The sequence below is a fragment of the Streptomyces tyrfis genome (assembly GCF_037034285.1).
In the GTDB taxonomy this organism is placed as follows: domain Bacteria; phylum Actinomycetota; class Actinomycetes; order Streptomycetales; family Streptomycetaceae; genus Streptomyces.
The window spans coordinates 1-22,055 of the sequence record NZ_JBAGJZ010000002.1 but is presented as its reverse complement, the minus strand read 5'-3'; the positions used below and the strand labels follow the sequence as shown (position 1 = coordinate 22,055).

Below are 22,055 nucleotides of genomic sequence, written 5' to 3'. Positions count from 1 at the left end.
TCCGCATCCGCCCCCGGCCGGCTCAGCGTCGGGCCGTGAGTTCCGTGATGGATTCGGCGCTGTGCCGGGCGACCGGCCGGCCCCGGCCGGCCGTACGGCGTTCCAGGGCACCGGAGTCCACCGCCAGGGCCGACGCGGAGGCGGCCGGCGCGGCACCGGCCCGGTCGGGCGCGGTGCAGCCGATCCCGGCCGCGATGACGAGACCGCCGAGCCCGGCCGGCAGCGCGTCGCCGAGGTTGAAGGCGCCGATGCCGGCGCTGCGCACCACACTCGACGAAGCCGCGAAGAACCCCGAACCGCCCCCGCTCGTCAGGGCCGTCGAGCAGCTGAAGACCCGGCGCCGGCCCTGCGACCGGCGCTCACCGCACGGCCCGGACGAGGCCGCGCGCCGAGCGGATCACCGTGCGCGCGCCGGCGACATACACCTGCGGTTCGGTCCGAATCCCCGCGCCGTTCGGTCGATCTGCGTAGCCTGTCGGCCATGAACACGCTGGACGACCTGGACATACGCCCCGCCGCCCCCGCCGATGTTCCGGCGATCGTGGCCCTGCTCGCCGACGACTCCCTGGGCGCCCGGCGTGAATCGCCGGACGACCTGACCCCCTACCACGCCGCGTTCCTGCGGCTGGCGGACGATCCGAACCAGCACCTGATGGTCGCCGTCCGCGAGAACCGCGTCGTCGGGACCCTGCAACTCACGGTGATCCCGGGGCTCTCCCGACGAGGCGCGACCCGCTCGGTGATCGAGGGCGTCCGCGTCCACGCCGACGAGCGCGGAAGCGGGCTGGGGACCCGGATGATCGAGTGGGCCGTGGAGGAGTCCAGGCGTCAGAGCTGCCGGCTGGTCCAGCTGACGTCCGATGCGTCCCGCACCGACGCCCACCGCTTCTACGAGCGGCTCGGCTTCGCCGCCAGCCACGTGGGCTTCAAACTCGCGCTCTGATCCCGGGCCAGGGTCCGGCCCTAGCCGTTGATCACGGACCAGGGTCCGGCGGGCCCGGGCCCGTTTTCAGGCCCGGGACGCCCCGTTTCACGTGAAACACGGCCCCAGGGGGCACGAAGTGTGGCGGTCAGGCTCCGAGTCCGCGCCAGCCGCCCTCGTCCACACCGCCCGGAACGGCCGCCGCAGGCTCGTACGGCTCCCGCGTGAAGACGAACGAGCCCAGATCGAGGTGGTTCACGCTGCCGTCGTCGTTCCGGACGACCCGCAGGATCTCCCCCGCGTAGTAGCCGTCGTGCCCGATCCACGTACCGTCCGGCCGCGCGCTGAAACGAGCGCCCCGCCCATCGCCTCGCAGCGGCCGGAGGTCGAGTCCGCCATCCGGGGTCAGCCGCAGGGCGTGCGCCCGTACGCCCCAGTACCAGGGGCCGGTCAGCGCGAGAAGCTCGGGATCCACCTCGGGCAGCGGGCGCCAGGGCTCCGGGATACGGGGCTCGGCCTCGGCGACGATCTTGACGAGATCGGCGGCGGTGCCACCGATCAGCGGTCCCGACGTGGTGTTGGTCAGGGCGACGGCGGCCACATCGTCGTCGACGCTGATCCACAGGGCCGCGAGGAAGCCGGGCAGTGAGCCCGTGTGCCCGAAGAGCGTACGGCCGTCCACCCGCTCGATCTGCAGCCCCAGACCGTAGGCGGAGCCCCAGTCGCCGGGCTGGGTCGGCGAGGAGGGAGTGCGCATCTCCTCCACGGAGGCGGCGCACAGCACCCGGTCGTCCCCCTCGGCCAGGAAGGCGGCGAACCGGAGAAGGTCCTCGGTCGTGGACCAGAGCTGGCCGGCCGGGGCCATGAGTCCGAGGTCCTCGGCCGGTTCGGGCAGCATGGCGTCCGCCCAGGGGTGCACGGCCCAGCCGTCCGCGTGCGGCGCCGTGGGCCGAAGTCCCGTACGACGCATGGCCAGCGGCTCCAGGATCTCGCGCCGAAGCGCCTCCCCCCAGCTCACTCCGCGTACCTGCTCCACCAGGGAGCCCAGCAGCGTGTAGCCGGGGTTCGAGTAGTGGTGGCGGTGCCCCGGCGGATGCAGCTCCGTGCGCTCGCCGAGCACGTCGGCCAGTTCGGGACGCACCGTTCCGGGGGTCCGCTCCCACCAGGGCGCGGGCGACTCGGCGCCCAGCCCCGCGCTGTGGCCCAGGAGCTGGTACACGGTCACCGTGCCGACGCCGGTGCCGGGCAGGTGCTTCTCCAGCGGGTCGTCCAGGTCCAGCAGCCCCTCGTCCCGGAGTCGCAGAACCAGCACTGCCGTGAACGTCTTGGTGATCGAGCCGATCCTGAACTGCGTTTCCGCACCGGGCGCGTGACCGTCCAGGCCGCTGCGGGCACCGTTCCAGACGGTTCGCCCCTGCCGCTGGACCGCGGCCACCAGCGAGGGGCTCCGGCCCTCGGACTGCGCGACGGCGATGCGGTGCAGCAGCGCACGCTGCGTACTGGGAAGCAACTGATCGGATGAAGAGGTCATGCTCAACAACTACCCCCGGAGGCGAAAGCCTGGCGAATGCGTTTCAACGACGCGCCCGCCCACCTTCCCACCGGCCCTCTCGTATCGCCGCGCGTCCGGCGGCCGAACGCGGCCGCGAACGGACGCGGGGCAGCCTCGCGGGCCTCGCTTCACCGCGTACTCGCACATCTTGTCCGACTTGCCGCCCTGGTTGTCGGCGACCTTCTTCCCGTCGACGGTGATGACGCAGGCCGCGGGCTGGAGCATGCCGTCGGAGCCGGGCACGGAACCGGGGACGATGGACACCGAAAGGCCCGCCTTCTTCTCCGCGTCGGTCGTCAGGGTGATGGTCGATGTCTTCTTCCAGGGCAGCGTGACGTTCTCCATCTTGTTGGCGTCGAGGTTGTAGTAGACCTGCGAAGTGCTGAGCCGAGCACCTCGAGGGTGACTCGTGGCTGATCTCGCCGCCCCGCTCTCCTGTCGCGGCTCCGCGGCCTTGCTCCCGGACGCGCCTTCGGCCGGCCGCCGTCGTCGGCGCCGCAGCCCGTCAGTACAGCCGCGGACGACGTCGACGAGGTGCCCGTGGCCCCCGCGACGACATCCCCCGGGCCCATCGCGTTCTCGTCCACCGGGAACCGGGACTCCCCCAGGTCAGTTGTCGAACCAGACCACGAGTCGGACGTTGTCGTCTCCGTGTTGTGAGGCGAGCGCCTCCATGACCGTCCAGACCGGCTTCCACTCCCCGTCGTCCTGAACGGCATCGCGGCGGCTGATCCTCTCGGACCGGTAGATGCTGTCGCCGATGCGCCACTCGCCGCCCTCGGGCCACGCCTGCGCCTGACCCGGCACTCGTTCGAGAACGCCGATGGCTTCGGCGAACCGCCGGGACCAGGCGAACTTGCCCACGAACTCGAGCCCGTCGGCCGTCTGCCGGTACTGATGAAGCCGGCTGTCAGCGGCCTCCGCCATCTCGGTCCAGTCCGTCGTCTTCAGCTCAGCCCATGTGATCCATGTGGTGCCGAAGACCTGGTCCGACCGCCGCGCCAGCTCTGTCCGAACAGCGTCCGACGCGTCCGGCGGCAGCCCTCGCTCCTCTGCCAGAGGACGGAAGTTGGCGTAATTGCGGACCCCGAACAGGCAGCCGAACGCGTCGTAGTTCCTGGTGGTGTTGAGAAGGAAGAGATCGATGGCGGCTCGCCAGACCGTGTCTTCGCCACCCTCGTGAAGCCGCCATGCCCGGCACTCGACGAAACCACTGATGTCCGTCCCCATGCCAGAGATTGTCCCTCTGCCGTCAACCGGATTCACAGGACGGCTGCGTCAGCGGCCTCGCCGCTCGTGGCCGGCGCCACCGCGCCATAGGCCGACTACGAGTTCGGCCAGTTCGTCGTCGCCTGCTGCGGCGACGGCAACGTCGTCCATCACCAGGGCAGGCGACGCCGTCTCACGCCGGCGGCCGCGGCCCGTCGGGGCCCCGGCGACCGCTCGCGGACGGGCCGGTGACTTCCCAGGCCGCCTCGATCATCCGGAAGATCTCGTCCACCGCGGCCTGCGGGTCTGCCGCTTCGCGGGCCAGTGAGAAGGCGTCGCTCACGAACCTCGCGATCGTCCGGCACGCCGTCGTGCTCTGTGGCAGGTCAGGGAGGGCGACGAGGGCCGTTGCCAACGACTCCGCGTAGCGCAGCCTCATCGACTCCTCGTACCCCCGCAGGGCCGGCGACTCGTCAATCATGCGCCGGATCGGGGCGACGCCGTCGGCCGCGCAGTGTCGCACCAGGGCGTGGATCTCGCGGCGGAGCGCGGGGATGAGCGGCTCGTTCGGTGCTCGATCGGTGACCGCCTGCGTGAGGCGTCGCTCGAAGTCGTCGTCCCGCTCGAACACCAGGGCCTCTTTCGAGGCGAAGTGGGAGAAGAGCGTGGTGACGGCCACGTCGGCCTCGGCGGCCACGTCACGGATGCCCACCGCGTCGTATCCGCGCTCCAGGAAGAGCCGCAAGGCGGTGTCAGCGATTCTCTGGCGGGTCGCGGCCTTCTTGCGCTCACGGCGTCCGGTCGTCGGCACGGTCATCCCCTCACGCTACCAGATTCAAAATCGTAACTGTTACGAAACACTAACTGTTAGTGCTACGGTCGACCGCATGAAGAAAGTGAGCTTCGCCGAGTTCGGCGGTCCGGACGTTCTGCAACTCATAGACGCCGAGGAGCCCCACGCGGGCCGCGGCCGGATACGCATCACCGTGCGGGCGGCGGGCGTGAACCCCGTCGACTGGAGGATCCGCGAAGGCCAGATTCTCGGGGCCCATCCGACCGAGCTGCCCGCCGGAGTCGGTCTGGACGCCGCCGGGGTGGTGGACGAGGTAGGCGAGGGCGTCGAAGGGGTCGCGGTCGGCGACCACGTCTTCGGCGAAGGGGCGAGCACGTATGCCGAGTTCGCCGTGCTGTCGGCCTGGGCCCACATGCCCGAGGGGCTGACGTTCGAAGAGGCGGCCGGGTACCCGTCCGTGGTGGAGACCGCGCTGCGCGTCATCCGCGAGGTCGGGGTGCGGCCCGGACAGACGCTACTGGTCAGCGGCGCGTCCGGCGGAGTCGGATCAGCGGCGCTGCAGATCGCCCGCCACAACGGCATCGCCGTGATCGGCATCGCCGGGGCGGCGAACCAGGACTACCTGCGCAGCCTGGGCGCCGTTGCCACGACGTACGGCAAGGGCTGGGTCGAGCGGGTGCGGCAGATCGGCCGTGTCGACGCGGCCCTCGACCTGGCCGGCTCGGGCGTGATCCGTGAGCTCGTCGAACTGGCCGGGGACCCGCAGAAGGTGATCTCCATCGCCGATCTCGGTGCGCCGGAGTTCGGCGTCCGGTTCTCCGGCGTGGCCGGGAGCATGCCGGACGCGCTCGCCGTGGCCGCCGACCTCATCTCGCAGGGCGCGCTCCGCATCCCGGTCGAGCAGTCGTACACGCTCGCCGAGGCCGCGGCGGCCCACATCGACAGCCACGCCGGCCACACGCGCGGACGACGAGTCCTGGTCATCTGAGCCGCTTCCGGCGCAGTCACACGGCCCGGCGAGCCGGATTGCTCGCAGCGACTTCGCCCGGCCCACTCGGCAGGTGTGCGACATACAAGGAGCCCCACCGCCGACCTGCGAATCTCCCGGTCGACGTCGGATCCGACATGGATCCGACGTCGACCGTCCGGCATCGACCGGGAGATTCCGACACGAGGATCGAGAACCCGCAGACAGCCGCGTCAGGTCTGCGCCATGTCCACGAACCGTGAGTAGTGCCCCTGGAAGGCCACGGTGATCGTCGCCGTCGGACCGTTACGGTGCTTGGCCACGATCAGGTCGGCCTCGCCCGCGCGGGGGGACTCCTTCTCGTAGGCGTCCTCGCGGTGCAGCAGGATCACCATGTCGGCGTCCTGCTCGATGGATCCGGACTCACGCAGGTCGGACACCATCGGCTTCTTGTCCGTGCGCTGCTCGGGGCCGCGGTTCAGCTGGGAGAGCGCGATGACCGGGAGCTGGAGTTCCTTCGCCAGCAGCTTGAGATTCCGGGACATGTCCGAGACCTCCTGCTGCCGGCTCTCGGCCCGCTTCGAGGCGCCGGACTGCATCAGCTGCAGATAGTCGATGACCACCAGCTTGAGGTCGTTGCGCTGCTTGAGCCGACGGCACTTCGCGCGGATCTCCATCATGGAGAGGTTCGGGGAGTCGTCGATGTAGAGAGGGGCCGCCGAGACGTCCGGCATCCGCCGGGCCAGCCGCGTCCAGTCGTCGTCGGTCATGGTGCCGGAACGCATGTGGTGCAGCGCCACCCGCGCCTCGGCCGAGAGCAGTCGCATGGCGATCTCGTTGCGCCCCATTTCGAGCGAGAAGATCACGCTGGGCATATTGCTTTTGATCGAACATGCTCGTGCGAAGTCCAGCGCCAGAGTCGACTTTCCCATCGCGGGACGGGCCGCGATGACGATCATCTGTCCCGGGTGCAGGCCGTTCGTCAGGGCGTCCAGGTCGGTGAAGCCGGTCGGCACCCCGGTCATCTCGCCGCTGCGCGAACCGATCGCCTCGATCTCGTCGAGCGCGCCCTCCATGATGTCGCCCAGCGGCAGGTAGTCCTCGCTGGTGCGCTGCTCCGTGACGGCGTAGATCTCGGCCTGCGCCGAGTTCACGATGTCGTCGACGTCGCCGTCGGCGGCGTATCCCATCTGCGTGATCTTCGTCCCGGCCTCGACGAGCCGTCGCAGGACGGCCCTCTCATGGACGATCTCCGCGTAGTACGAGGCGTTGGCCGCCGTCGGCACGGACTGGACGAGCGTGTGCAGATACGGGGCCCCGCCGACCTTGGTGATCTCGCCGCGCTTGACCAGCTCTGCGGCCACCGTGATCGGGTCGGCCGGCTCGCCCTTGGCGTAGAGGTCGAGGATCGCCTGATAGACGGTCTCGTGGGCGGGGCGGTAGAAGTCGTGCCCCTTGATGATCTCCACGACGTCCGCGATGGCGTCCTTGGACAGGAGCATGCCGCCCAGCACGGACTGCTCGGCGTCGAGGTCCTGGGGCGGAACCCGCTCGAACCCGGAGGAGCCCCCCTCCCAGCCGTCCCCGCCCATGCCGTCCTCGCGCTGGTCGGCGCGGTCCCGGCCGCCCCCACGACGCTGGCGGGACACGGGCAGACGGTCGCCGGGACCGGTGTCGGCCCAGTCCAAGGGCTCGGGAATGGTCACCGGGCCGCCTCCTCCCGTCCGCTCCGCGGACCTAGCCGTGCCACTCTTTCTTACGGCACGGCACCGACAAACAAGACGCCCGACTCCGGTTCCGGCGCGTCGGGTTCCACGGGGTTCCAAGGCCGTGACAGGGAGCGGGCGCCGGACCACGGTAGGCCGCTCGGCACCGTCAGCCAATCTGGTTATCCACAGGGCATGTGGATGATCGACCGGATGCTGTGGAGAACCCCGCAGAACCTGTGCACGGAACGGGGGACAGCACTGTGGACAAACTCATAGCCGGCCCTCGATCATGGCTCTGACCTGCGAATACTCCGTCCACCGGCTGTGGGAGAGAAAAACTTTCCCGGTCTACACAAGATCACTACGGACCGCACAGAAAAGAACAGGGATTCCTCGCGCATGTAAGGGATCACAGTTCGTTGCATCCCTTACCTGTGGACGACTAGATTGACCGTCATGCCCCAGGCCCCGGCAGCGTCCCCCTCCAGTCGTCGACGACACGACCGCGAGATCATCTCACTCGCCGTACCCGCCTTCGGCGCGCTCGTCGCCGAACCGCTCTTCGTGATGGTCGACAGCGCCATCGTCGGCCATCTCGGAACGGCCCAACTGGCCGGCCTGGCCGTGGCGGCGGCCCTCCTGACCACCGCCGTCAGCATCTTCGTCTTTCTCGCCTACGCCACCACGGCGGCGGTGGCCCGACGCGTCGGAGCCGGCGACCGGGCCTCCGCGATCCGGCAGGGCATGGACGGCATCTGGCTGGGCCTCCTGCTCGGCATATGCGTCATCGCCGTCGTGCTGCCCGCAGCGCCCGTGATCGTGCACGCCCTCGGGGCCTCCGAAACGGCCGCGCCCTACGCCATCACCTATCTCCGGATCTCCAGCATCGGCATCCCGGCGATGCTCGTGGTGATGGCCGCGACCGGTGTTCTGCGCGGGATGCAGGACACCCGGACCCCGCTCCGGGTCGCCCTCGGCGGTTTCACGGCCAACGCGGCCCTCAACGTCGGGCTCGTCTACGGCGCCGGGCTCGGAATCGCCGGATCGGCCTGGGGAACCGTCATCGCACAGGTCTCCATGGCCGCCGCCTATCTGGTCGTCGTGGTACGCGGGGCACGCCGGTACGGGGCCTCGCTCCGCCCCGACGCGGCCGGAATCAGGGCAAGCGCCCAGGCGGGCGTTCCGCTGCTGGTCCGTACGCTGTCACTCCGCGCGGTGCTGATGATCGCCACGGCCGTCGCCGCACGCCTCGGTGACACCGAGATCGCCGCGCACCAAGTCATCCTCTCGCTCTGGAACCTGATGGCGTTCGCGCTCGACGCCATCGCCATCGCGGGACAGGCCATCATCGGCCGCTATCTGGGAGCCGGCGACGCCGAGGGCGCACGTCAGGCGTGCCGCCGGATGGTGCAGTGGGGCATCGTCTCCGGGCTCGTGCTCGGAGCGCTGATCGTGCTCGCGCGGCCGCTGTTCGTGCCGCTGTTCACCGGCGACCAGTCCGTTCAGGACACCCTTTTCCCGGCCCTGCTGGTGGTGGCGCTGTCCCAGCCGATCGCCGGCGTGGTCTTCGTCCTGGACGGCGTGCTGATGGGAGCCGGGGACGGGCGCTATCTTGCCTGCGCCATGATCGTCACGCTGACCGTCTTCGCCCCGGTCGCCCTGCTGGTACCGGCGCTCGATGGCGGTCTGACCGCGTTGTGGTGGGCGATGACGTTGATGATGGCCGTCCGCCTGGTGACGCTCTGGCTCCGCACCCGCTCGGGCAGATGGATCGTCACCGGTGCCACCCGCTGAGCTGTCACCGGCGTCCCGTTTCACGTGAAACACCATGTTTCACGTGAAACGGCGACGGGCGACAAACGGCACTCATCGGCACACGCCTGTCCGGCGCCCCGCGCGAGAACGAGCGAGGGGCCGCACCCACCGGGTGCGGCCCCTCTGTGCTCTGCCGAGCTACGCCCTGGTCAGGCGGCGACAACCTCGATACCGAGCTGCGCGGCGACCTCGGGGTGGAGACGCACGGACACCTGGTGCCCGCCGAGCGTCTTGATCGGCGAACCGAGCTCGACGCGACGCTTGTCGACGTCGGGGCCACCGGCGGCCTTGATCGCCGAGGCGATGTCGGCCGGGGTCACCGAACCGAAGAGACGGCCGGCCTCGCCGGAGCGAACGGCCAGACGGACCTTCACACCCTCGAGCTTGGCCTTGACCTCGTTGGCCTGCTCGATCGTGGCGATCTCGTGGATCTTGCGGGCGCGGCGGATCTGCGCCACGTCCTTCTCGCCACCCTTGGTCCAGCGGATGGCGAAGCCACGCGGAACCAGGTAGTTACGGGCGTACCCGTCCTTGACGTCGACGACGTCGCCCGCAGCACCGAGGCCGGAGACCTCGTGGGTCAGGATGATCTTCATGAATCGGTCACCCTTCCCTTATCGCGCGGTGGACGTGTAGGGCAGCAGCGCCATCTCACGGCTGTTCTTCACGGCCGTGGCGACGTCACGCTGGTGCTGCGTGCAGTTGCCGGTCACGCGGCGGGCGCGAATCTTGCCGCGGTCGGAAATGAACTTCCGCAGCATGTTCGTGTCCTTGTAGTCCACGTACTGGGTCTTGTCCTTGCAGAACGCGCAGACCTTCTTCTTAGGCTTGCGCACAGGCGGCTTCGCCATGGTGTTTCTCCTGTGTGATCAAGAAGTGGGGGTCGGGCTTCCCTAGAAGGGAGGCTCGTCCGAGTAGCCGCCGCCGGAGCCGCCGGAGCTTCCGCCCCAGCCGCCTCCGCCGCCCTGCTGCTGGCCGCCGGACGGCGCGCCCGTGGCCCACGGGTCGTCGGCGGGAGCGCCGCCGCCACCCTGCTGGCCACCGCCGGGACCGCCGCCCCAGCCGCCTCCGCCGCCCTGCTGACCGCCGCCGTATCCACCCTGGCCACCGCGGCCGGTGGTCTTGGTGACCTTGGCCGTGGCGTTCTTGAGGCTGGGGCCGACTTCCTCGACGTCCAGCTCGTAGACCGTGCGCTTGATGCCCTCACGGTCCTCGTACGACCGCTGCTTCAACCGGCCCTGCACGACGACGCGCATGCCTCGCTGGAGCGACTCGGCGACGTTCTCCGCCGCCTGCCGCCAGACCGAGCAGGTGAGGAACAGGCCTTCGCCGTCCTTCCACTCGTTGGTCTGCCGGTCGAAGATGCGGGGAGTGGACGCGACACGGAACTTCGCGACCGCCGCACCGGACGGGGTGAAGCGCAGCTCGGGGTCGTCGACGAGATTGCCGACGACCGTGATGACGGTCTCGCCTGCCATGGGTGAACCTCTCGGCGGGATTGCTTCTGGCTGCTTGCTGCTACTCGGACCCGATGACCGCTGAGCGGAAAGCTCAGTGGATCTCGGGACGGAGGACCTTGGTCCGGAGGACCGACTCGTTCAGGTTCATCTGGCGGTCGAGCTCCTTGACGACCGCAGGCTCGGCCTGCAGGTCGATGACCGAGTAGATGCCCTCGGGCTTCTTCTTGATCTCGTAAGCGAGACGACGACGGCCCCAGGTGTCGACCTTCTCGACCTTTCCGTTGCCCTCGCGGACGACGGAGAGGAAGTTCTCGATCAGCGGGGAGACAGCGCGCTCCTCGAGATCGGGGTCGAGGATGACCATCACCTCGTAGTGACGCATGTGGAACCCACCTCCTTTGGACTCAGCGGCCACGGTCGTTCCGTGGCAGGAGGGTCGTGATGCGTGGCATCGGCGTCTTCGAACAGGACGGCCGCCTCGAAGCCTCCGCCGGGCGGGGGCTTCCGTGCCGACCTGGGCAGACACCGGTGCAGACGGTACAGACTACCCGCACACCGGCTTCCGGTTGAAATCCGTGGCTCAGGAGACGCAATCTGTACACATCGGGTGTGAGCGGTGCCACAAGGCGCCGCCTTTCGGCCAGGAGGTCCTCCATGGCGCAGGCAATACGACCCCGTCCTCCCGTCTCCCTTCTCGCCACCGACGGCAGGCCCCACCCGCTCCAGCAGGTCCTGGTGGGGGCGGCACTGGTCCTGGGGGCGCTCGCCTTCGTGACCGCGATGTTCCACAACCTGCATCTGGTCAGCTCGTGGGCGGGTCTCGTCGGGATCCTCACCGCCGCGTACGGGCTGTACATCTCGGCGACCACCCGCGAGAGGTTCCCGCTGTTCATCGGCCTGGGCGCGTCCGCCATCGGATTCTTCCTGGGCATGGCACACGGCGGCCTCTTCGGCGGCGTGGTGGGCTGAGACGCGGCGAGAAGACACGGCACGGAGGCACGGCGAACGAGTACGGGCCCGGCCGATCCGTACCGGAAACGGGTTCCGTCCGGGCCCGTGGCCGGTACGGACCGTCCGGGCCCGTATGCGGCCAGACGGGGCGCTCCCCGCTCGCAGTAGGCTTTCGGCGCGAGAGCCGGACCCCTGACCGATGGGGACACACCTGCCGAGGAGCGCCCCGCATGAGCCTGACCCTGAGGACCATCAGCCGCGAGCAGCATCTGGCGTACATCCAGAGCCTGCCTGCCGCGAGTCACATGCAGGTCCCGGCATGGGCGGACGTGAAGGCCGAGTGGCGTTCGGAGAGCCTGGGGTGGTTCGACCGCAACGGGGAGCTCGTCGGCGTCGGGCTGGTCCTCTACCGGCAGCTTCCCAAGATCAAGCGCTACCTCGCCTATCTGCCCGAGGGCCCGGTCATCAACTGGTACGCGCCGAATCTGGACGACTGGCTGCGGCCGATGCTGGCGCACCTCAAGCAGCAGGGCGCCTTCTCCGTGAAGATGGGCCCGCCGGTCATCATCCGCCGCTGGGACGCGGGCGCGATCAAGGCGGGCATCCAGGACCCGGACGTGAAGCGGCTGCGCGACATAGAAGCCACGCACATCGAGCCCCGCGCGTTCGAGGTCGCCGACCGGCTGCGGAAGATGGGCTGGCAGCAGGGCGAGGACGGCGGCGCCGGGTTCGGCGACGTCCAGCCCCGCTACGTCTTCCAGGTGCCGCTGGCGAACCGGTCCCTCGAGGACGTTCACAAGGGCTTCAACCAGCTGTGGCGACGCAACATCAAGAAGGCCGAGAAGGCCGGCGTCGAGGTCGTCCAGGGCGGTTACGCGGATCTCGGCGAGTGGCAGCGGCTGTACGAGATCACGGCCGAGCGCGACCGTTTCCGGCCCCGTCCGCTGGGCTACTTCCAGCGCATGTGGACGGCCCTCAACACCGAGGACCCCAACCGGATGCGGCTCTACTTCGCCCGGCACGAGGGCGAGAACGTCGCCGCGGCGACCATGCTGATCGTCGGCGGGCACGTCTGGTACTCGTACGGCGCCTCGGCCAACCACAAGCGCGAGGTCCGGCCCTCGAACGCCATGCAGTGGCGGATGCTGCGCGACGCGTACGCGATGGGGGCCACCGTCTACGACCTGCGCGGCATCTCCGACTCGCTGGACGAGACCGACCACCTCTTCGGCCTGATCCAGTTCAAGGTGGGCACCGGCGGGCAGGCGGCCGAATACCTCGGCGAGTGGGACTTTCCGCTCAACAAGCTGCTCCACAAGGCTCTCGACATCTACATGTCGCGGCGCTGATCCGCGCCGCCCCGCTGACGGAACCGGCTCCATTCGTTTCAATGGGGACGTCGCACCGGCTCGGGCCGCGGCAGCCCCTTTGAGGGGTTGCGCGTCCGGCGCCGCGACGAGTCCCGCAGACCACCTCCCACATCCCGCAGCCACCAGAAAGGTCACGGACCGGCCATGGCGCTCTCCCTGTACGTCGACACCGCGCGCTGGCGGGCGCACCACAAATCCGTCCTCGACCAGTTCCCCGGCGTCATCCCGGTCTGCAAGGGCAACGGCTACGGCTTCGGTCACGAGCGGCTTGCCGAGGAGGCCATCCGTCTCGGCGCCGACATGCTCGCCGTCGGCACCACCTATGAGGCGGCCCGCATCAAGGACTGGTTCAGCGGCGATCTGCTCGTCCTGACCCCGTTCCGCCGGGGCGAGGAGCCGGTTCCGCTGCCCGACCGGGTCGTCCGTTCCGTCTCCTCCGTGGACGGGGTGCACGCCCTGGTGGGCGCGCGGGTGGTCATCGAGTGCATGAGCTCGATGAAGCGCCACGGGGTCAGGGAGGAGGAGCTCGGGCAGCTCCACGCCGCCATCGAGGACGTGCGCCTCGAAGGCTTCGCCCTCCACCTGCCGCTGGACCGCACGGACGGCTCGGACGCGGTCGAGGAGGTCATCGCCTGGATGGACCGGCTGCGCGCGGCCCGGCTGCCGCTGCACACCATGTTCGTCAGCCATCTGCGCGCCGAGGAGCTGGGCCGGCTCCAGCAGCAGTTCCCGCAGACCCGTTTCCGCGCCCGCATCGGCACCCGGCTGTGGCTGGGCGACCACGAGGCGACGCAGTACCGGGGCGCCGTCCTGGACGTCACCCCCGTCGTCAAGGGCGACCGCTTCGGCTACCGCCAGCAGAAGGCCGCGTCGGACGGCTGGCTGGTGGTCGTCGCGGGCGGCACGTCGCACGGCGTGGGCCTGGAGGCGCCGAAGGCCCTGCACGGCGTGATGCCGAGGGCCAAGGGCGTCGCGCGGGCGGGTCTGGCCACGGTCAACCGCAACCTGTCCCCCTTCGTCTGGGCGGGCAAGCAGCGCTGGTTCGCGGAGCCGCCGCACATGCAGGTGTCGATCCTGTTCGTGCCCGCGGACGCGCAGGAGCCGAAGGTCGGCGACGAGCTGGTGGCCCATCTGCGCCACACGACCACGCAGTTCGACCGGCTCGTCGACCAGTAGTCCGAGCCGCCGTTCCCGGCCGGCCGGGAACGGGGCCACAGCAGCGAGGGTCCTTCCGGACATTCCCGGAAGGACCCTCGTTCCGTGTGTCAGCCCGCGGCCCGTTCCAGCGGCGCGTCCCGCTCCGTCCACGGTTCTCCGGCGGCGACGGGGCGGTGCCGCCGGGGACGCGCGGCGGGGCCGCGGACGAACGCGTCCCCGGCGCCGTCGAGCACCCCGCCGGACGGATCGTCCGACCCGTCGTGCCGCACGACGTCCCGTTCCGGCCTGAGGACGTCCCGCACGACGACGGCGCAGAGGTAGAGCGTGCCCAGCAGGTGCAGGGCGATCGCCAGCTGGTAGCCCTCCGTGGGGAGTCCCTGGTGCTTGTCCCCGCTCGTCGTGTACGCGAGGTACATCCAGATGCCCAGGAAGTACAGGACCTCGCACGCCTGCCAGATCAGGAAGTCGCGCCAGCGGGGCCGGGCCAGGGCGGCGAGCGGGATCAGCCACAGCACGTACTGCGGCGAGTACACCTTGTTGACCAGGATGAACACGGCGACGACGAGGAAGGCGAGCTGGGCGAAGCGCGGCCGGCGCGGCGCCGTCAGCGTCAGCACGCCGATCGCCGCGCACAGCGCGATCGTCAGCAGGGTCGAGACGGTGTTGACGGTCGTGACCTCGATCGGCCGGCCGGTGCGCTGGGTGATGATCAGCCAGAAGGAGCCGAAGTCGACGCCCCGTTCCTCACTGAACGCGTAGAACCGCTTCCATCCCTCGGGGGCGAGGATCATCACCGGCAGGTTCACCACCAGCCAGGAGACCGCCGCCCCCAGCGTCGCCGAGACGAACGCGCGCCACTTGCCCGCCCGCCAGCACAGCACGAAGACCGGTCCGAGCAGCAGCACGGGGTAGAGCTTGGCGGCCGTGGCGAGCCCGATGAGGACGCCGAACGCCACCGTCCGCCCCCGGGACCACATGAGCATCGCCGCGGCCGTCAGCGCCACGGCCAGCAGGTCCCAGTTGATCGTCGCGGTGAGCGCGAAGGCCGGGGCCAGGGCGACCAGCAGCCCGTCCCAGGGACGGCGCCGGTGCGTGCGCGCCACGCAGACGGCGATGATCGCGGCGCAGACCATGAGCATGCCCGCGTTGACCATCCAGTACATCTGCTCTCGGTGCTGCAGCGGGCCGCCGGGCGTCAGCCAGGACGCGATCTGCATGAACACCCCCGTCAGCACGGGGTACTCCAGGTACTGCATGTCGCCGGGCAGCCGGTCGAAGTACGGCGCCAGGCCGTCGGAGAAGCCCCGGGCGACGAAGAGGTGCGGGATGTCCGAGTAGCAGGCGTGCGTGTACTGCGATCCGGCGCCTCTGAACCAGGCCCAGTTGTAGCAGGGCAGCTTCTGCACCATGCCCAGCGCGAACATGCCGAGGGCCACCAGCGCCACGGCGCCCACGGGCGTGAGCGCCGTGCCGCCGAGCCGTGACCAGCGCCCCGACGGCCCGCCGAGCAGCTCGCTGCCGACCGCGGCGGTCTCGTCCCGGTGCGTGGGCCGGACGACGGGCCGTTCCTGGTCCACGCTCGTGTCTTCTGCGCTTGGCATGCCGCACATCCTGCCGTACGGGGCCGGGAAAGCGACGAGGGCCGCTCGCGCCGAGGCGGTGCGAGCGGCCCTCATGAGCCGGTCCGGCGGCTCGAACCGGGTCATCCTCCCGGATTGAAGATCCCGCCCGGCCCTCCGTTGCCGTTTCCATTGCCGTTTCCGTTGCCGTCGCCGCCGCCCGGTGGCTGCCCGGGCGACTGGCTGTTGCCGGGACCGCCCGGGTCTCCGCCGGGACCGCCGCCGGGACCGCCGCCCGGCCCGCCGCCGGGACCGCCGCCCGGCCCGCCGTTCTCGTTCTGGCAGTTCCAGTCCCAGGCGCTGCAGGTTTCGGTGGGGTCGGGCCCCGGCGGGGGCGCTTCCGGCGTCTTCGACTGCGACGGCGACTCCTCCGACTTCGTCGGCGTCTCCTCCATGGTCGGCGTCGGCGTCGGGCTGTGCGCGCCGCCGCCGTAGACCTTCTCACCGATCGGACCCGGCTCCGGGAAGGACAGCGCCGGCTGGCCGCGCAGCGCTTCCGCCATGTAGTCGTGCCAGATCTGGGCCGGGAACGAGGCGCCGTGGATGGTCTTCTCACCACCCGTGCCGTACATCTTTTCGAACTTGCGGTCCTTGTTCTTCTCGTCGTCGTCCAGCCGGTACATGCTGATGGCCGTCGACAGCTGCGGGGTGTACCCGACGAACCAGGCCGACTTGTTCTCGTCCGTCGTACCCGTCTTGCCCGCCACATCACGGCCGGGAAGCTGCGCGGGGGTACCGGTCCCCTTCTCGACGACGTTCTTCAGGACGTCGGTGACGTTGTCGGCGATCGCGGCGTCGAAGGCCCTCTTGGTGACGTCCTTGTGCCGGAAGATGGTCTCGCCCCGGTGCTTCACCTCGCTGACCGAGAACGGCTCGCGCTGCTGGCCGCTGGCGGCGAAGGTCGCGTACGCGCCGGCCATGCGGATCGCGCTGGGCGAGGACGTCCCGATGGAGAACGACGGAACGTGCCAATCCGCCATGTTGGTGTCGTCCTTGAGCCCCGCGGCGATGGCGACGTCCTTCACCTTGTCGGTGCCGACGTCCATGCCGAGCTGCACGTACGGGGTGTTGGCGGACCACTGCATCGCCTCGCGCAGGGTGATGTCGCCCTTCGACTCATGGCCGTCGTTGGCCTGCAGCCACTGCTTGCCCTCCTCGTTGGTCCAGATCTCACCGTTGTACTTCTTGACCTTGAGGTTGTCGTCGGCGTTGTAGATGCTCAGCGGGGAGACCTTCTGACGCTGCGAGGCGTCCTGGTCCGGGCCGAGCGAGGGGTCGCGTTTGCCGTACTCCATCGCCGCCGCCAGCACGAACGGCTTGAAGGTCGAACCGACCTGGGCGCCCGTGGGGTCGGCGTTGTTGGTGAAGTGCTTGGTGGCGTCCTCGCCGCCGTAGATGGCCTTGATGGCGCCGGTCTTCGGGTCCACCGAGCCGCCGCCGAACTGAACGTGGGTGTCCGTCTTGGGGCGTTCCTTCGGATCGATCTTGTCGTCGTAGACCTTCTTGACGGCCGCTTCGAGCTGCTCGACCTTCTTCTTGTTGAAGGTCGTGTGGATCTCGTACCCGCCCTGGGCGAGCATGTCGCCCGTGATGCCCTTGTCGTTGTTGTTGAGGAAGTAGTTCTTGGACAGGTCGACCAGGTAACCGACCTGACCGCCCAGCTGGGCGTTCTTCTTCAGCGGCTGGAGATCGGGGAACTTGGTGATCTTGGCGCGCTCCGCCGCCGAGAGACGGCCGTCCTTGACCTCCTCGTCGAGGATCCACTTCCAGCGCTTCACCGCGCGTTCGGTGTTCTGCTCCTTGGTCGCCAGCTTGGGGTCGATCTCGGGGGCGCCCGCGGGGTCGAAGTAGGTCGCGCCCTTGAGCAGCGTGGCGAGGAACGCGCACTCGCTCGTGTCGAGGTCGGTGGCGTCCTTGTCGAAGTACGTTCGGGCCGCCGCCTGGATCCCCGATGCCCCACGCCCGTAGTACGAGACGTTGAGGTAGTCGGTGATGATGTCCCTCTTGTCCATCTGGTTGGTGACCTTGATCGTGATGAAGAGCTCCTCCAGCTTCCGGCTCAAGGTCTGTTCCTGGGACAGGCGGGAGTTCTTCACGTACTGCTGGGTGATGGTCGAACCGCCCTGGACCTCACCGCCGGTGGCCATCTTGAACAGGGCCCGGAACATGCCCTTGGGGTCGATGCCCCAGTCGTCGTCGAAGCTCTTGTTCTCGGCCGAGATGACCGCGTTCCGCATGGCGTCGGGGATCTGCTCGTAGCCGATCTCCTGACGGTTGACCTCGCCGCCGGTGGCGACCATCTGGGTGCCGTCGTCCCAGAAGTAGACGTTGTTCTGCGCCTTCGCCGCGTCCTTCACACTCGGCAGGCCGACCATCGCGTAGGCGAGGCCGGCGCAGCCCATGAGCAGACCCAGGAAGCCGATGCACAGGCCGGACATCAGCTTCCACGAGGGCACCCAGCGGCGCGCCCCCGACTTCCCGGCGCGCGGGTAGTCGATGAACCGCTTCTTCGCCGGGCGCTGAGCGGCCCGGCCGCGGCCCCGCCCCGGACCCTCCTCGTGCCCGTCGGCCGCGCCGCCGCGACGACGGCCTCCTCCCCCGCGGCCCCCGCCGCCTCGTTGCGCGGCTCTCCTGGCCGCGGCGCGGCCGCCGTACGGGCTGTCCCCGCCGTGCGAACCGGAAGGTGAATCGGACGTTACTCCGCGTGACGGGGCGGCTCGGCGTCCGGAGGACTGCTGGGCGGCTCGTCTGGCCGCTGCACGCCCGCCACCCTGCGGTTGCGGCGTTTTGCGACGGTGCTCGCTCATGGAACGACTACTCCTAGGGCAGGCGGGAGCGCCTGGATGCGGCAGTTGAGATCCGGTCCCCCGAATCGCGGAGGGGCCCGGTGCCGGGCCCCTCCGCCATGCGCCCGGCTACGCCATATGGGCTGACGCGCGCGGGCGTCTCACGGTCACCGGTGGTCTGCATGCCGCACAGACTACGCACGGTCAAAACCCTCCTAGGACTGAACTTCACCTCAAACAACGCAAGTCGGTGCCTGCGAATTCATGATGTGACGCCGTTCACGATGGCCGCCCTTGTCGCGACGCGGCGGCCGATCTATCGTCATGATGTATCGATTCGATACATCAGCTTGGTACATCGGCCCGGCAGCTTGGTACATCAGCCCGGCACGGAGCTCCGCGAGAGCATCCGGGAAGACGAAGGCGAAGGAGGAGGCGCAGGTGAGCAGACGCTCCGGCATCCTCGAATTCGCCGTCCTCGGTCTGCTCCGTGAGTCCCCGATGCACGGGTACGAGCTGCGCAAGCGGCTCAACACCTCGCTGGGGATCTTCCGCGCCTTCAGCTACGGGACTCTGTACCCCTGCCTCAAGACGCTGGTCGCCAACGGCTGGCTGGCCGAGGAGCCGGGGGGAGCCCCGGCCGACCTCCCGCCCGCGGTCGGACGTCCGGTCGCCCCCGCCTCGTCACTGGCCGGGCGCCGGGCCAAGATCGTCTACCGCCTCACGGCGGAGGGCAAGGAGCACTTCGAGGAGCTCCTCTCGCACACCGGCCCCGACTCCTGGGAGGACGAGCACTTCGCGGCCCGGTTCGCCTTCTTCGGGCAGACGGAGCGCGAGGTGCGGATGCGGGTGCTGGAAGGCCGGCGCAGCCGGCTGGAGGAGCGCCTGGAGAAGATGCGGGCCTCTCTGGCCCGCACGCGCGAGCGCCTCGACGACTACACACTTGAGCTGCAGCGGCACGGCATGGAGTCCGTGGAGCGCGAAGTGCGCTGGCTGAACGAGCTCATCGAGAGCGAGCGGTCGGGACGGGATCAGCGACGATCCTCGCCCGGGGGCGAAGCTCAGCAGGACACCGCGGGAGAGACGGACGGCCTGCCCCGGCGCCGGGGTGACACCCCGCCGGATCCGTCCGACGACACCTCACAGTGAGGTCTCCGCAGATCTGCGGGGCCTCATCGGGAACATCCATTACACACAGGGAGCAACCGGAATGGGTTCGGTTCGCGTAGCCATCGTCGGCGTGGGCAACTGCGCCGCCTCGCTGGTCCAGGGCGTCGAGTACTACAAGGACGCCGACCCGGCCGGCAAGGTGCCCGGTCTGATGCACGTCCAGTTCGGCGACTACCACGTGCGGGACGTCGAGTTCGTCGCCGCCTTCGACGTCGACGCGAAGAAGGTCGGCCTCGACCTCGCGGACGCCATCGGCGCCAGCGAGAACAACACCATCAAGATCTGCGACGTGCCCAGCACCGGCGTCAGCGTCCAGCGCGGCCACACCCTCGACGGCCTGGGCAAGTACTACCGCCAGACCATCGAGGAGTCGTCCGAGGAGCCGGTCGACGTCGTCCAGATCCTCAAGGACCGCGAGGTCGACGTTCTCGTCTGCTACCTGCCGGTCGGCTCCGAGGACGCCGCGAAGTTCTACGCCCAGTGCGCCATCGACGCCAAGGTCGCGTTCGTCAACGCCCTCCCGGTCTTCATCGCCGGCACCAAGGAGTGGGCGGACAAGTTCACCGAGGCCGGTGTCCCGATCGTCGGCGACGACATCAAGTCCCAGGTCGGCGCCACCATCACGCACCGCGTGATGGCGAAGCTCTTCGAGGACCGGGGCGTCATCCTGGACCGCACGATGCAGCTGAACGTCGGCGGCAACATGGACTTCAAGAACATGCTGGAGCGCGAGCGCCTGGAGTCCAAGAAGATCTCCAAGACGCAGGCCGTCACCTCGCAGATCCGTGACCGCGAGCTGGGCGAGAACAACGTCCACATCGGCCCGTCGGACTACGTGGCCTGGCTGGACGACCGCAAGTGGGCGTACGTGCGCCTCGAGGGCCGCGCCTTCGGCGACGTTCCGCTGAACCTCGAGTACAAGCTCGAGGTCTGGGACTCCCCGAACTCCGCCGGCGTCATCATCGACGCGCTCCGCGCCGCGAAGATCGCCAAGGACCGCGGCATCGGCGGCCCGATCCTCTCGGCGTCCTCCTACTTCATGAAGTCCCCGCCGGTCCAGTACTTCGACGACGAGGCCCGCGAGAACGTCGAGAAGTTCATCCAGGGCGAGGTCGAGCGCTGACGCGACCGCACACGGAGCGTCGACGCGGCCGGTGAGGCACGGCAACGTCCCTCCCGTTCCGCATCGTTGAGGGTCCCCGGGCATTCCGCCCGGGGACCCTCAACGTATGTGACCCTTGATCGCATGCCTGTCGTCGGTGATCTGCGCGTGCTGCTGCGCCTTCGGAACTTCCGTCGTCTGCTCGCCGTCCGGCTCCTCTCCCAGTCGGCCGACGGCGTCTACCAGGTCGCGCTGGCGTCCTATGTCGTCTTCTCCCCGGAGAACCAGGCATCGGCAGCCGCCATCGCCTCGGCCATGGCCGTCCTGTTGCTGCCGTACTCGCTCGTCGGCCCGTTCGCCGGCGTGCTGCTGGACCGCTGGTCGCGCCGCCAGGTCTTTCTGTACGGCAATCTGCTGCGCGCCGCGCTCGCCTGCTGCACCGCCCTGCTGATCCTCGGCTCGGCCCCGGACTGGCTCTTCTACGCCTCCGCGCTGTGCGTCACCGCGGTCAACCGCTTCGTCCTGGCCGGGCTCTCGGCCGCGCTGCCGCGCGTGGTCGACTCCAGGCGGCTGGTACTGGCCAACTCGATCTCCCCGACCGCGGGAACGCTCGCGGCCACCGCCGGCGGCGGCCTCGCCTTCGTCGTGCGGCTGGTGATCTCCGAATCCGACGCGGCGGTGGTGCTGCTGGGCGCCGCGCTCTACCTCGCTTCGGCCCTGGCCTCGCTGACGCTGGCCACTCGCCTCCTCGGGCCGGAGCGGGACGGGCCGCGGGTCCGGCTGGCAGCGGCGCTGACCATCACCGCGCGCGGGCTCGTCGAAGGGCTGCGGCATCTGCGGGAGCGGCGGCACGCCGCCCGGGCGCTGGCAGCCATGACCGTGGTCCGCTTCTGCTACGGCGCGCTGACCGTGATGGTGCTGATGCTGTGCCGCTACGCCTGGTCCGGCAGCGACTCCGAGGGGCTGGCCCTCCTCGGGCTGGCGGTGGGGGTCTCCGGCGCGGGCTTCTTCGCCGCTGCGGTGCTGACGCCCTGGGCGGTGGGGCGGCTCGGCCGGTTCCACTGGATGGCGGTCTGCGCGGCGGCCGCCGCGGTCCTCGAACCCGCCCTGGCGCTGTGGTTCGCGCCCGTCCCGATGCTCGTCGCCGCGTTCGTCCTCGGGCTGGTGACCCAGGGGTCGAAGATCGCCACGGACACGGTGGTGCAGACCTCGGTGGACGACGACTTCCGCGGGCGGGTCTTCTCCCTCTACGACGTCCTGTTCAATGTGGCCTTCGTGGCCGCCGCCGGGGTCTCCGCCCTGCTCCTGCCCGCCGACGGACGGTCGGCCCCCGTGGTGATCGGGGTGGCCGTCCTGTACGGCGTCGTCGCCGCGCTCCTGCTGCGCTGGAACCGCGCCGACGGCGCTCTCCGGTCCGCCTCGTAGCGGCGGGGGCGCCCGGTGGCCGGCTGGGGGCCCAGGAGCAGTCGAGG

Annotated in this window: 21 protein-coding genes; 10 read left to right on the top strand and 11 right to left on the bottom strand. The window is 69.7% G+C overall.

The window, feature by feature from the left end; all coding sequences use genetic code 11:
- Positions 1 to 22: 22 nt before the first annotated feature.
- Positions 23 to 268, bottom strand: a complete 246-nt coding sequence (locus WA762_RS02080; protein WP_443080493.1) for a hypothetical protein — start codon at positions 266 to 268, stop codon at positions 23 to 25.
- A gap of 222 nt (positions 269 to 490) precedes the next feature.
- Here WA762_RS02080 and WA762_RS02075 point away from each other — a divergent pair, with 222 nt between their 5' ends.
- Positions 491 to 943, top strand: a complete 453-nt coding sequence (locus WA762_RS02075; RefSeq protein WP_335932680.1) for a GNAT family N-acetyltransferase — start codon at positions 491 to 493, stop codon at positions 941 to 943.
- Between the two features lie 127 nt (positions 944 to 1,070).
- Here the strand turns inward: WA762_RS02075 and WA762_RS02070 are convergent, their stop codons facing one another.
- A complete protein-coding gene (locus WA762_RS02070; RefSeq protein WP_335932386.1) occupies positions 1,071 to 2,453 on the bottom strand; it encodes a serine hydrolase domain-containing protein in 1,383 nt (460 codons plus the stop codon).
- Between the two features lie 169 nt (positions 2,454 to 2,622).
- Between WA762_RS02070 and WA762_RS02065 the strand changes: the two genes are divergently transcribed.
- Positions 2,623 to 2,841 (top strand): hypothetical protein, encoded by a 219-nt coding sequence (locus WA762_RS02065; protein WP_335932384.1) that lies wholly within the window; start codon positions 2,623 to 2,625, stop codon positions 2,839 to 2,841.
- A gap of 242 nt (positions 2,842 to 3,083) precedes the next feature.
- Here WA762_RS02065 and WA762_RS02060 read toward each other — a convergent pair whose 3' ends face one another.
- Together WA762_RS02060 and WA762_RS02055 are read right to left on the bottom strand one after the other, a co-directional pair.
- Positions 3,084 to 3,704: a hypothetical protein gene (locus tag WA762_RS02060; RefSeq protein ID WP_335932382.1), complete on the bottom strand. Its 621-nt coding sequence runs from the start codon at positions 3,702 to 3,704 to the stop codon at positions 3,084 to 3,086.
- A 172-nt stretch (positions 3,705 to 3,876) separates the two neighbouring features.
- Positions 3,877 to 4,500, bottom strand: coding sequence for a TetR/AcrR family transcriptional regulator (locus WA762_RS02055; RefSeq protein WP_335932380.1), 624 nt, complete (start codon positions 4,498 to 4,500; stop codon positions 3,877 to 3,879).
- A 70-nt stretch (positions 4,501 to 4,570) separates the two neighbouring features.
- Here WA762_RS02055 and WA762_RS02050 point away from each other — a divergent pair, with 70 nt between their 5' ends.
- Positions 4,571 to 5,464, top strand: a complete 894-nt coding sequence (locus WA762_RS02050; RefSeq protein WP_335932378.1) for an NADP-dependent oxidoreductase — start codon at positions 4,571 to 4,573, stop codon at positions 5,462 to 5,464.
- 212 nt (positions 5,465 to 5,676) lie between these two features.
- Here the strand turns inward: WA762_RS02050 and dnaB are convergent, their stop codons facing one another.
- Complete coding sequence (gene dnaB, locus WA762_RS02045; RefSeq protein ID WP_443080492.1) at positions 5,677 to 7,149, bottom strand: replicative DNA helicase; 1,473 nt, start codon at positions 7,147 to 7,149, stop codon at positions 5,677 to 5,679.
- Between the two features lie 459 nt (positions 7,150 to 7,608).
- Between dnaB and WA762_RS02040 the strand changes: the two genes are divergently transcribed.
- Positions 7,609 to 8,946, top strand: coding sequence for an MATE family efflux transporter (locus WA762_RS02040; protein WP_335932376.1), 1,338 nt, complete (start codon positions 7,609 to 7,611; stop codon positions 8,944 to 8,946).
- Positions 8,947 to 9,116: 170 nt separating this feature from the next.
- On the opposite strand, the gene rplI is transcribed toward WA762_RS02040, so the two are convergent.
- The 4 genes from rplI to rpsF form a co-directional block, all read right to left on the bottom strand.
- Complete coding sequence (gene rplI / locus WA762_RS02035; protein ID WP_335932374.1) at positions 9,117 to 9,563, bottom strand: 50S ribosomal protein L9; 447 nt, start codon at positions 9,561 to 9,563, stop codon at positions 9,117 to 9,119.
- Positions 9,564 to 9,581: 18 nt separating this feature from the next.
- Entirely contained in the window at positions 9,582 to 9,818 is a 237-nt protein-coding gene (gene rpsR / locus WA762_RS02030) for a 30S ribosomal protein S18 (protein WP_003967857.1), read from the bottom strand.
- A 42-nt stretch (positions 9,819 to 9,860) separates the two neighbouring features.
- Positions 9,861 to 10,445 (bottom strand): single-stranded DNA-binding protein, encoded by a 585-nt coding sequence (locus WA762_RS02025; RefSeq protein ID WP_335932338.1) that lies wholly within the window; start codon positions 10,443 to 10,445, stop codon positions 9,861 to 9,863.
- Between the two features lie 73 nt (positions 10,446 to 10,518).
- Positions 10,519 to 10,809 (bottom strand): 30S ribosomal protein S6, encoded by a 291-nt coding sequence (gene rpsF, locus WA762_RS02020; RefSeq protein ID WP_015609864.1) that lies wholly within the window; start codon positions 10,807 to 10,809, stop codon positions 10,519 to 10,521.
- Between the two features lie 272 nt (positions 10,810 to 11,081).
- On the opposite strand from rpsF, the gene WA762_RS02015 reads away from it, so the two are divergent.
- The 3 genes from WA762_RS02015 (at position 11,082) to WA762_RS02005 (ending at position 13,924) form a co-directional block, all read left to right on the top strand.
- Positions 11,082 to 11,396, top strand: coding sequence for a hypothetical protein (locus WA762_RS02015; RefSeq protein ID WP_335932328.1), 315 nt, complete (start codon positions 11,082 to 11,084; stop codon positions 11,394 to 11,396).
- Between the two features lie 212 nt (positions 11,397 to 11,608).
- Positions 11,609 to 12,727: a lipid II:glycine glycyltransferase FemX gene (locus WA762_RS02010; protein WP_335932326.1), complete on the top strand. Its 1,119-nt coding sequence runs from the start codon at positions 11,609 to 11,611 to the stop codon at positions 12,725 to 12,727.
- A 165-nt stretch (positions 12,728 to 12,892) separates the two neighbouring features.
- Complete coding sequence (locus WA762_RS02005; protein WP_335932324.1) at positions 12,893 to 13,924, top strand: alanine racemase; 1,032 nt, start codon at positions 12,893 to 12,895, stop codon at positions 13,922 to 13,924.
- 89 nt (positions 13,925 to 14,013) lie between these two features.
- On the opposite strand, the gene WA762_RS02000 is transcribed toward WA762_RS02005, so the two are convergent.
- Positions 14,014 to 15,507, bottom strand: a complete 1,494-nt coding sequence (locus WA762_RS02000) for a glycosyltransferase family 87 protein (RefSeq protein ID WP_335932322.1) — start codon at positions 15,505 to 15,507, stop codon at positions 14,014 to 14,016.
- Positions 15,508 to 15,608: 101 nt separating this feature from the next.
- Positions 15,609 to 18,332: a transglycosylase domain-containing protein gene (locus tag WA762_RS01995; protein WP_335932320.1), complete on the bottom strand. Its 2,724-nt coding sequence runs from the start codon at positions 18,330 to 18,332 to the stop codon at positions 15,609 to 15,611.
- Between the two features lie 420 nt (positions 18,333 to 18,752).
- Between WA762_RS01995 and WA762_RS01990 the strand changes: the two genes are divergently transcribed.
- The 3 genes from WA762_RS01990 (at position 18,753) to WA762_RS01980 (ending at position 22,008) form a co-directional block, all read left to right on the top strand.
- A complete protein-coding gene (locus tag WA762_RS01990) occupies positions 18,753 to 19,460 on the top strand; it encodes a PadR family transcriptional regulator (RefSeq protein ID WP_335932317.1) in 708 nt (235 codons plus the stop codon).
- A 61-nt stretch (positions 19,461 to 19,521) separates the two neighbouring features.
- The gene (locus WA762_RS01985; RefSeq protein ID WP_335932315.1) at positions 19,522 to 20,604 is read left to right on the top strand and encodes an inositol-3-phosphate synthase; all 1,083 of its coding nucleotides are present in this window, start codon (positions 19,522 to 19,524) and stop codon (positions 20,602 to 20,604) included.
- A 123-nt stretch (positions 20,605 to 20,727) separates the two neighbouring features.
- A complete protein-coding gene (locus tag WA762_RS01980) occupies positions 20,728 to 22,008 on the top strand; it encodes an MFS transporter (protein ID WP_335932313.1) in 1,281 nt (426 codons plus the stop codon).
- The last annotated feature ends 47 nt before the right edge of the window (positions 22,009 to 22,055 follow it).

Excerpts from the sequence above, each read along its gene's own strand:
- WA762_RS02070 (WP_335932386.1), bottom strand. The coding sequence starts at position 2,453 with ATGACCTCTTCATCCGATCAGTTGCTTCCCAGTACGCAGCGTGCGCTG.
- WA762_RS02060 (WP_335932382.1), bottom strand. The coding sequence starts at position 3,704 with ATGGGGACGGACATCAGTGGTTTCGTCGAGTGCCGGGCATGGCGGCTT.
- WA762_RS02055 (WP_335932380.1), bottom strand. The coding sequence starts at position 4,500 with ATGACCGTGCCGACGACCGGACGCCGTGAGCGCAAGAAGGCCGCGACC.
- WA762_RS02050 (WP_335932378.1), top strand. The coding sequence starts at position 4,571 with ATGAAGAAAGTGAGCTTCGCCGAGTTCGGCGGTCCGGACGTTCTGCAA.
- WA762_RS02040 (WP_335932376.1), top strand. The coding sequence starts at position 7,609 with ATGCCCCAGGCCCCGGCAGCGTCCCCCTCCAGTCGTCGACGACACGAC.
- rplI (WP_335932374.1), bottom strand. The coding sequence starts at position 9,563 with ATGAAGATCATCCTGACCCACGAGGTCTCCGGCCTCGGTGCTGCGGGC.
- rpsR (WP_003967857.1), bottom strand. The coding sequence starts at position 9,818 with ATGGCGAAGCCGCCTGTGCGCAAGCCTAAGAAGAAGGTCTGCGCGTTC.
- WA762_RS02025 (WP_335932338.1), bottom strand. The coding sequence starts at position 10,445 with ATGGCAGGCGAGACCGTCATCACGGTCGTCGGCAATCTCGTCGACGAC.
- rpsF (WP_015609864.1), bottom strand. The coding sequence starts at position 10,809 with ATGCGTCACTACGAGGTGATGGTCATCCTCGACCCCGATCTCGAGGAG.
- WA762_RS02015 (WP_335932328.1), top strand. The coding sequence starts at position 11,082 with ATGGCGCAGGCAATACGACCCCGTCCTCCCGTCTCCCTTCTCGCCACC.
- WA762_RS02010 (WP_335932326.1), top strand. The coding sequence starts at position 11,609 with ATGAGCCTGACCCTGAGGACCATCAGCCGCGAGCAGCATCTGGCGTAC.
- WA762_RS02005 (WP_335932324.1), top strand. The coding sequence starts at position 12,893 with ATGGCGCTCTCCCTGTACGTCGACACCGCGCGCTGGCGGGCGCACCAC.
- WA762_RS02000 (WP_335932322.1), bottom strand. The coding sequence starts at position 15,507 with ATGCCAAGCGCAGAAGACACGAGCGTGGACCAGGAACGGCCCGTCGTC.
- WA762_RS01995 (WP_335932320.1), bottom strand. The coding sequence starts at position 18,332 with ATGAGCGAGCACCGTCGCAAAACGCCGCAACCGCAGGGTGGCGGGCGT.
- WA762_RS01985 (WP_335932315.1), top strand. The coding sequence starts at position 19,522 with ATGGGTTCGGTTCGCGTAGCCATCGTCGGCGTGGGCAACTGCGCCGCC.
- WA762_RS01980 (WP_335932313.1), top strand. The coding sequence starts at position 20,728 with ATGCCTGTCGTCGGTGATCTGCGCGTGCTGCTGCGCCTTCGGAACTTC.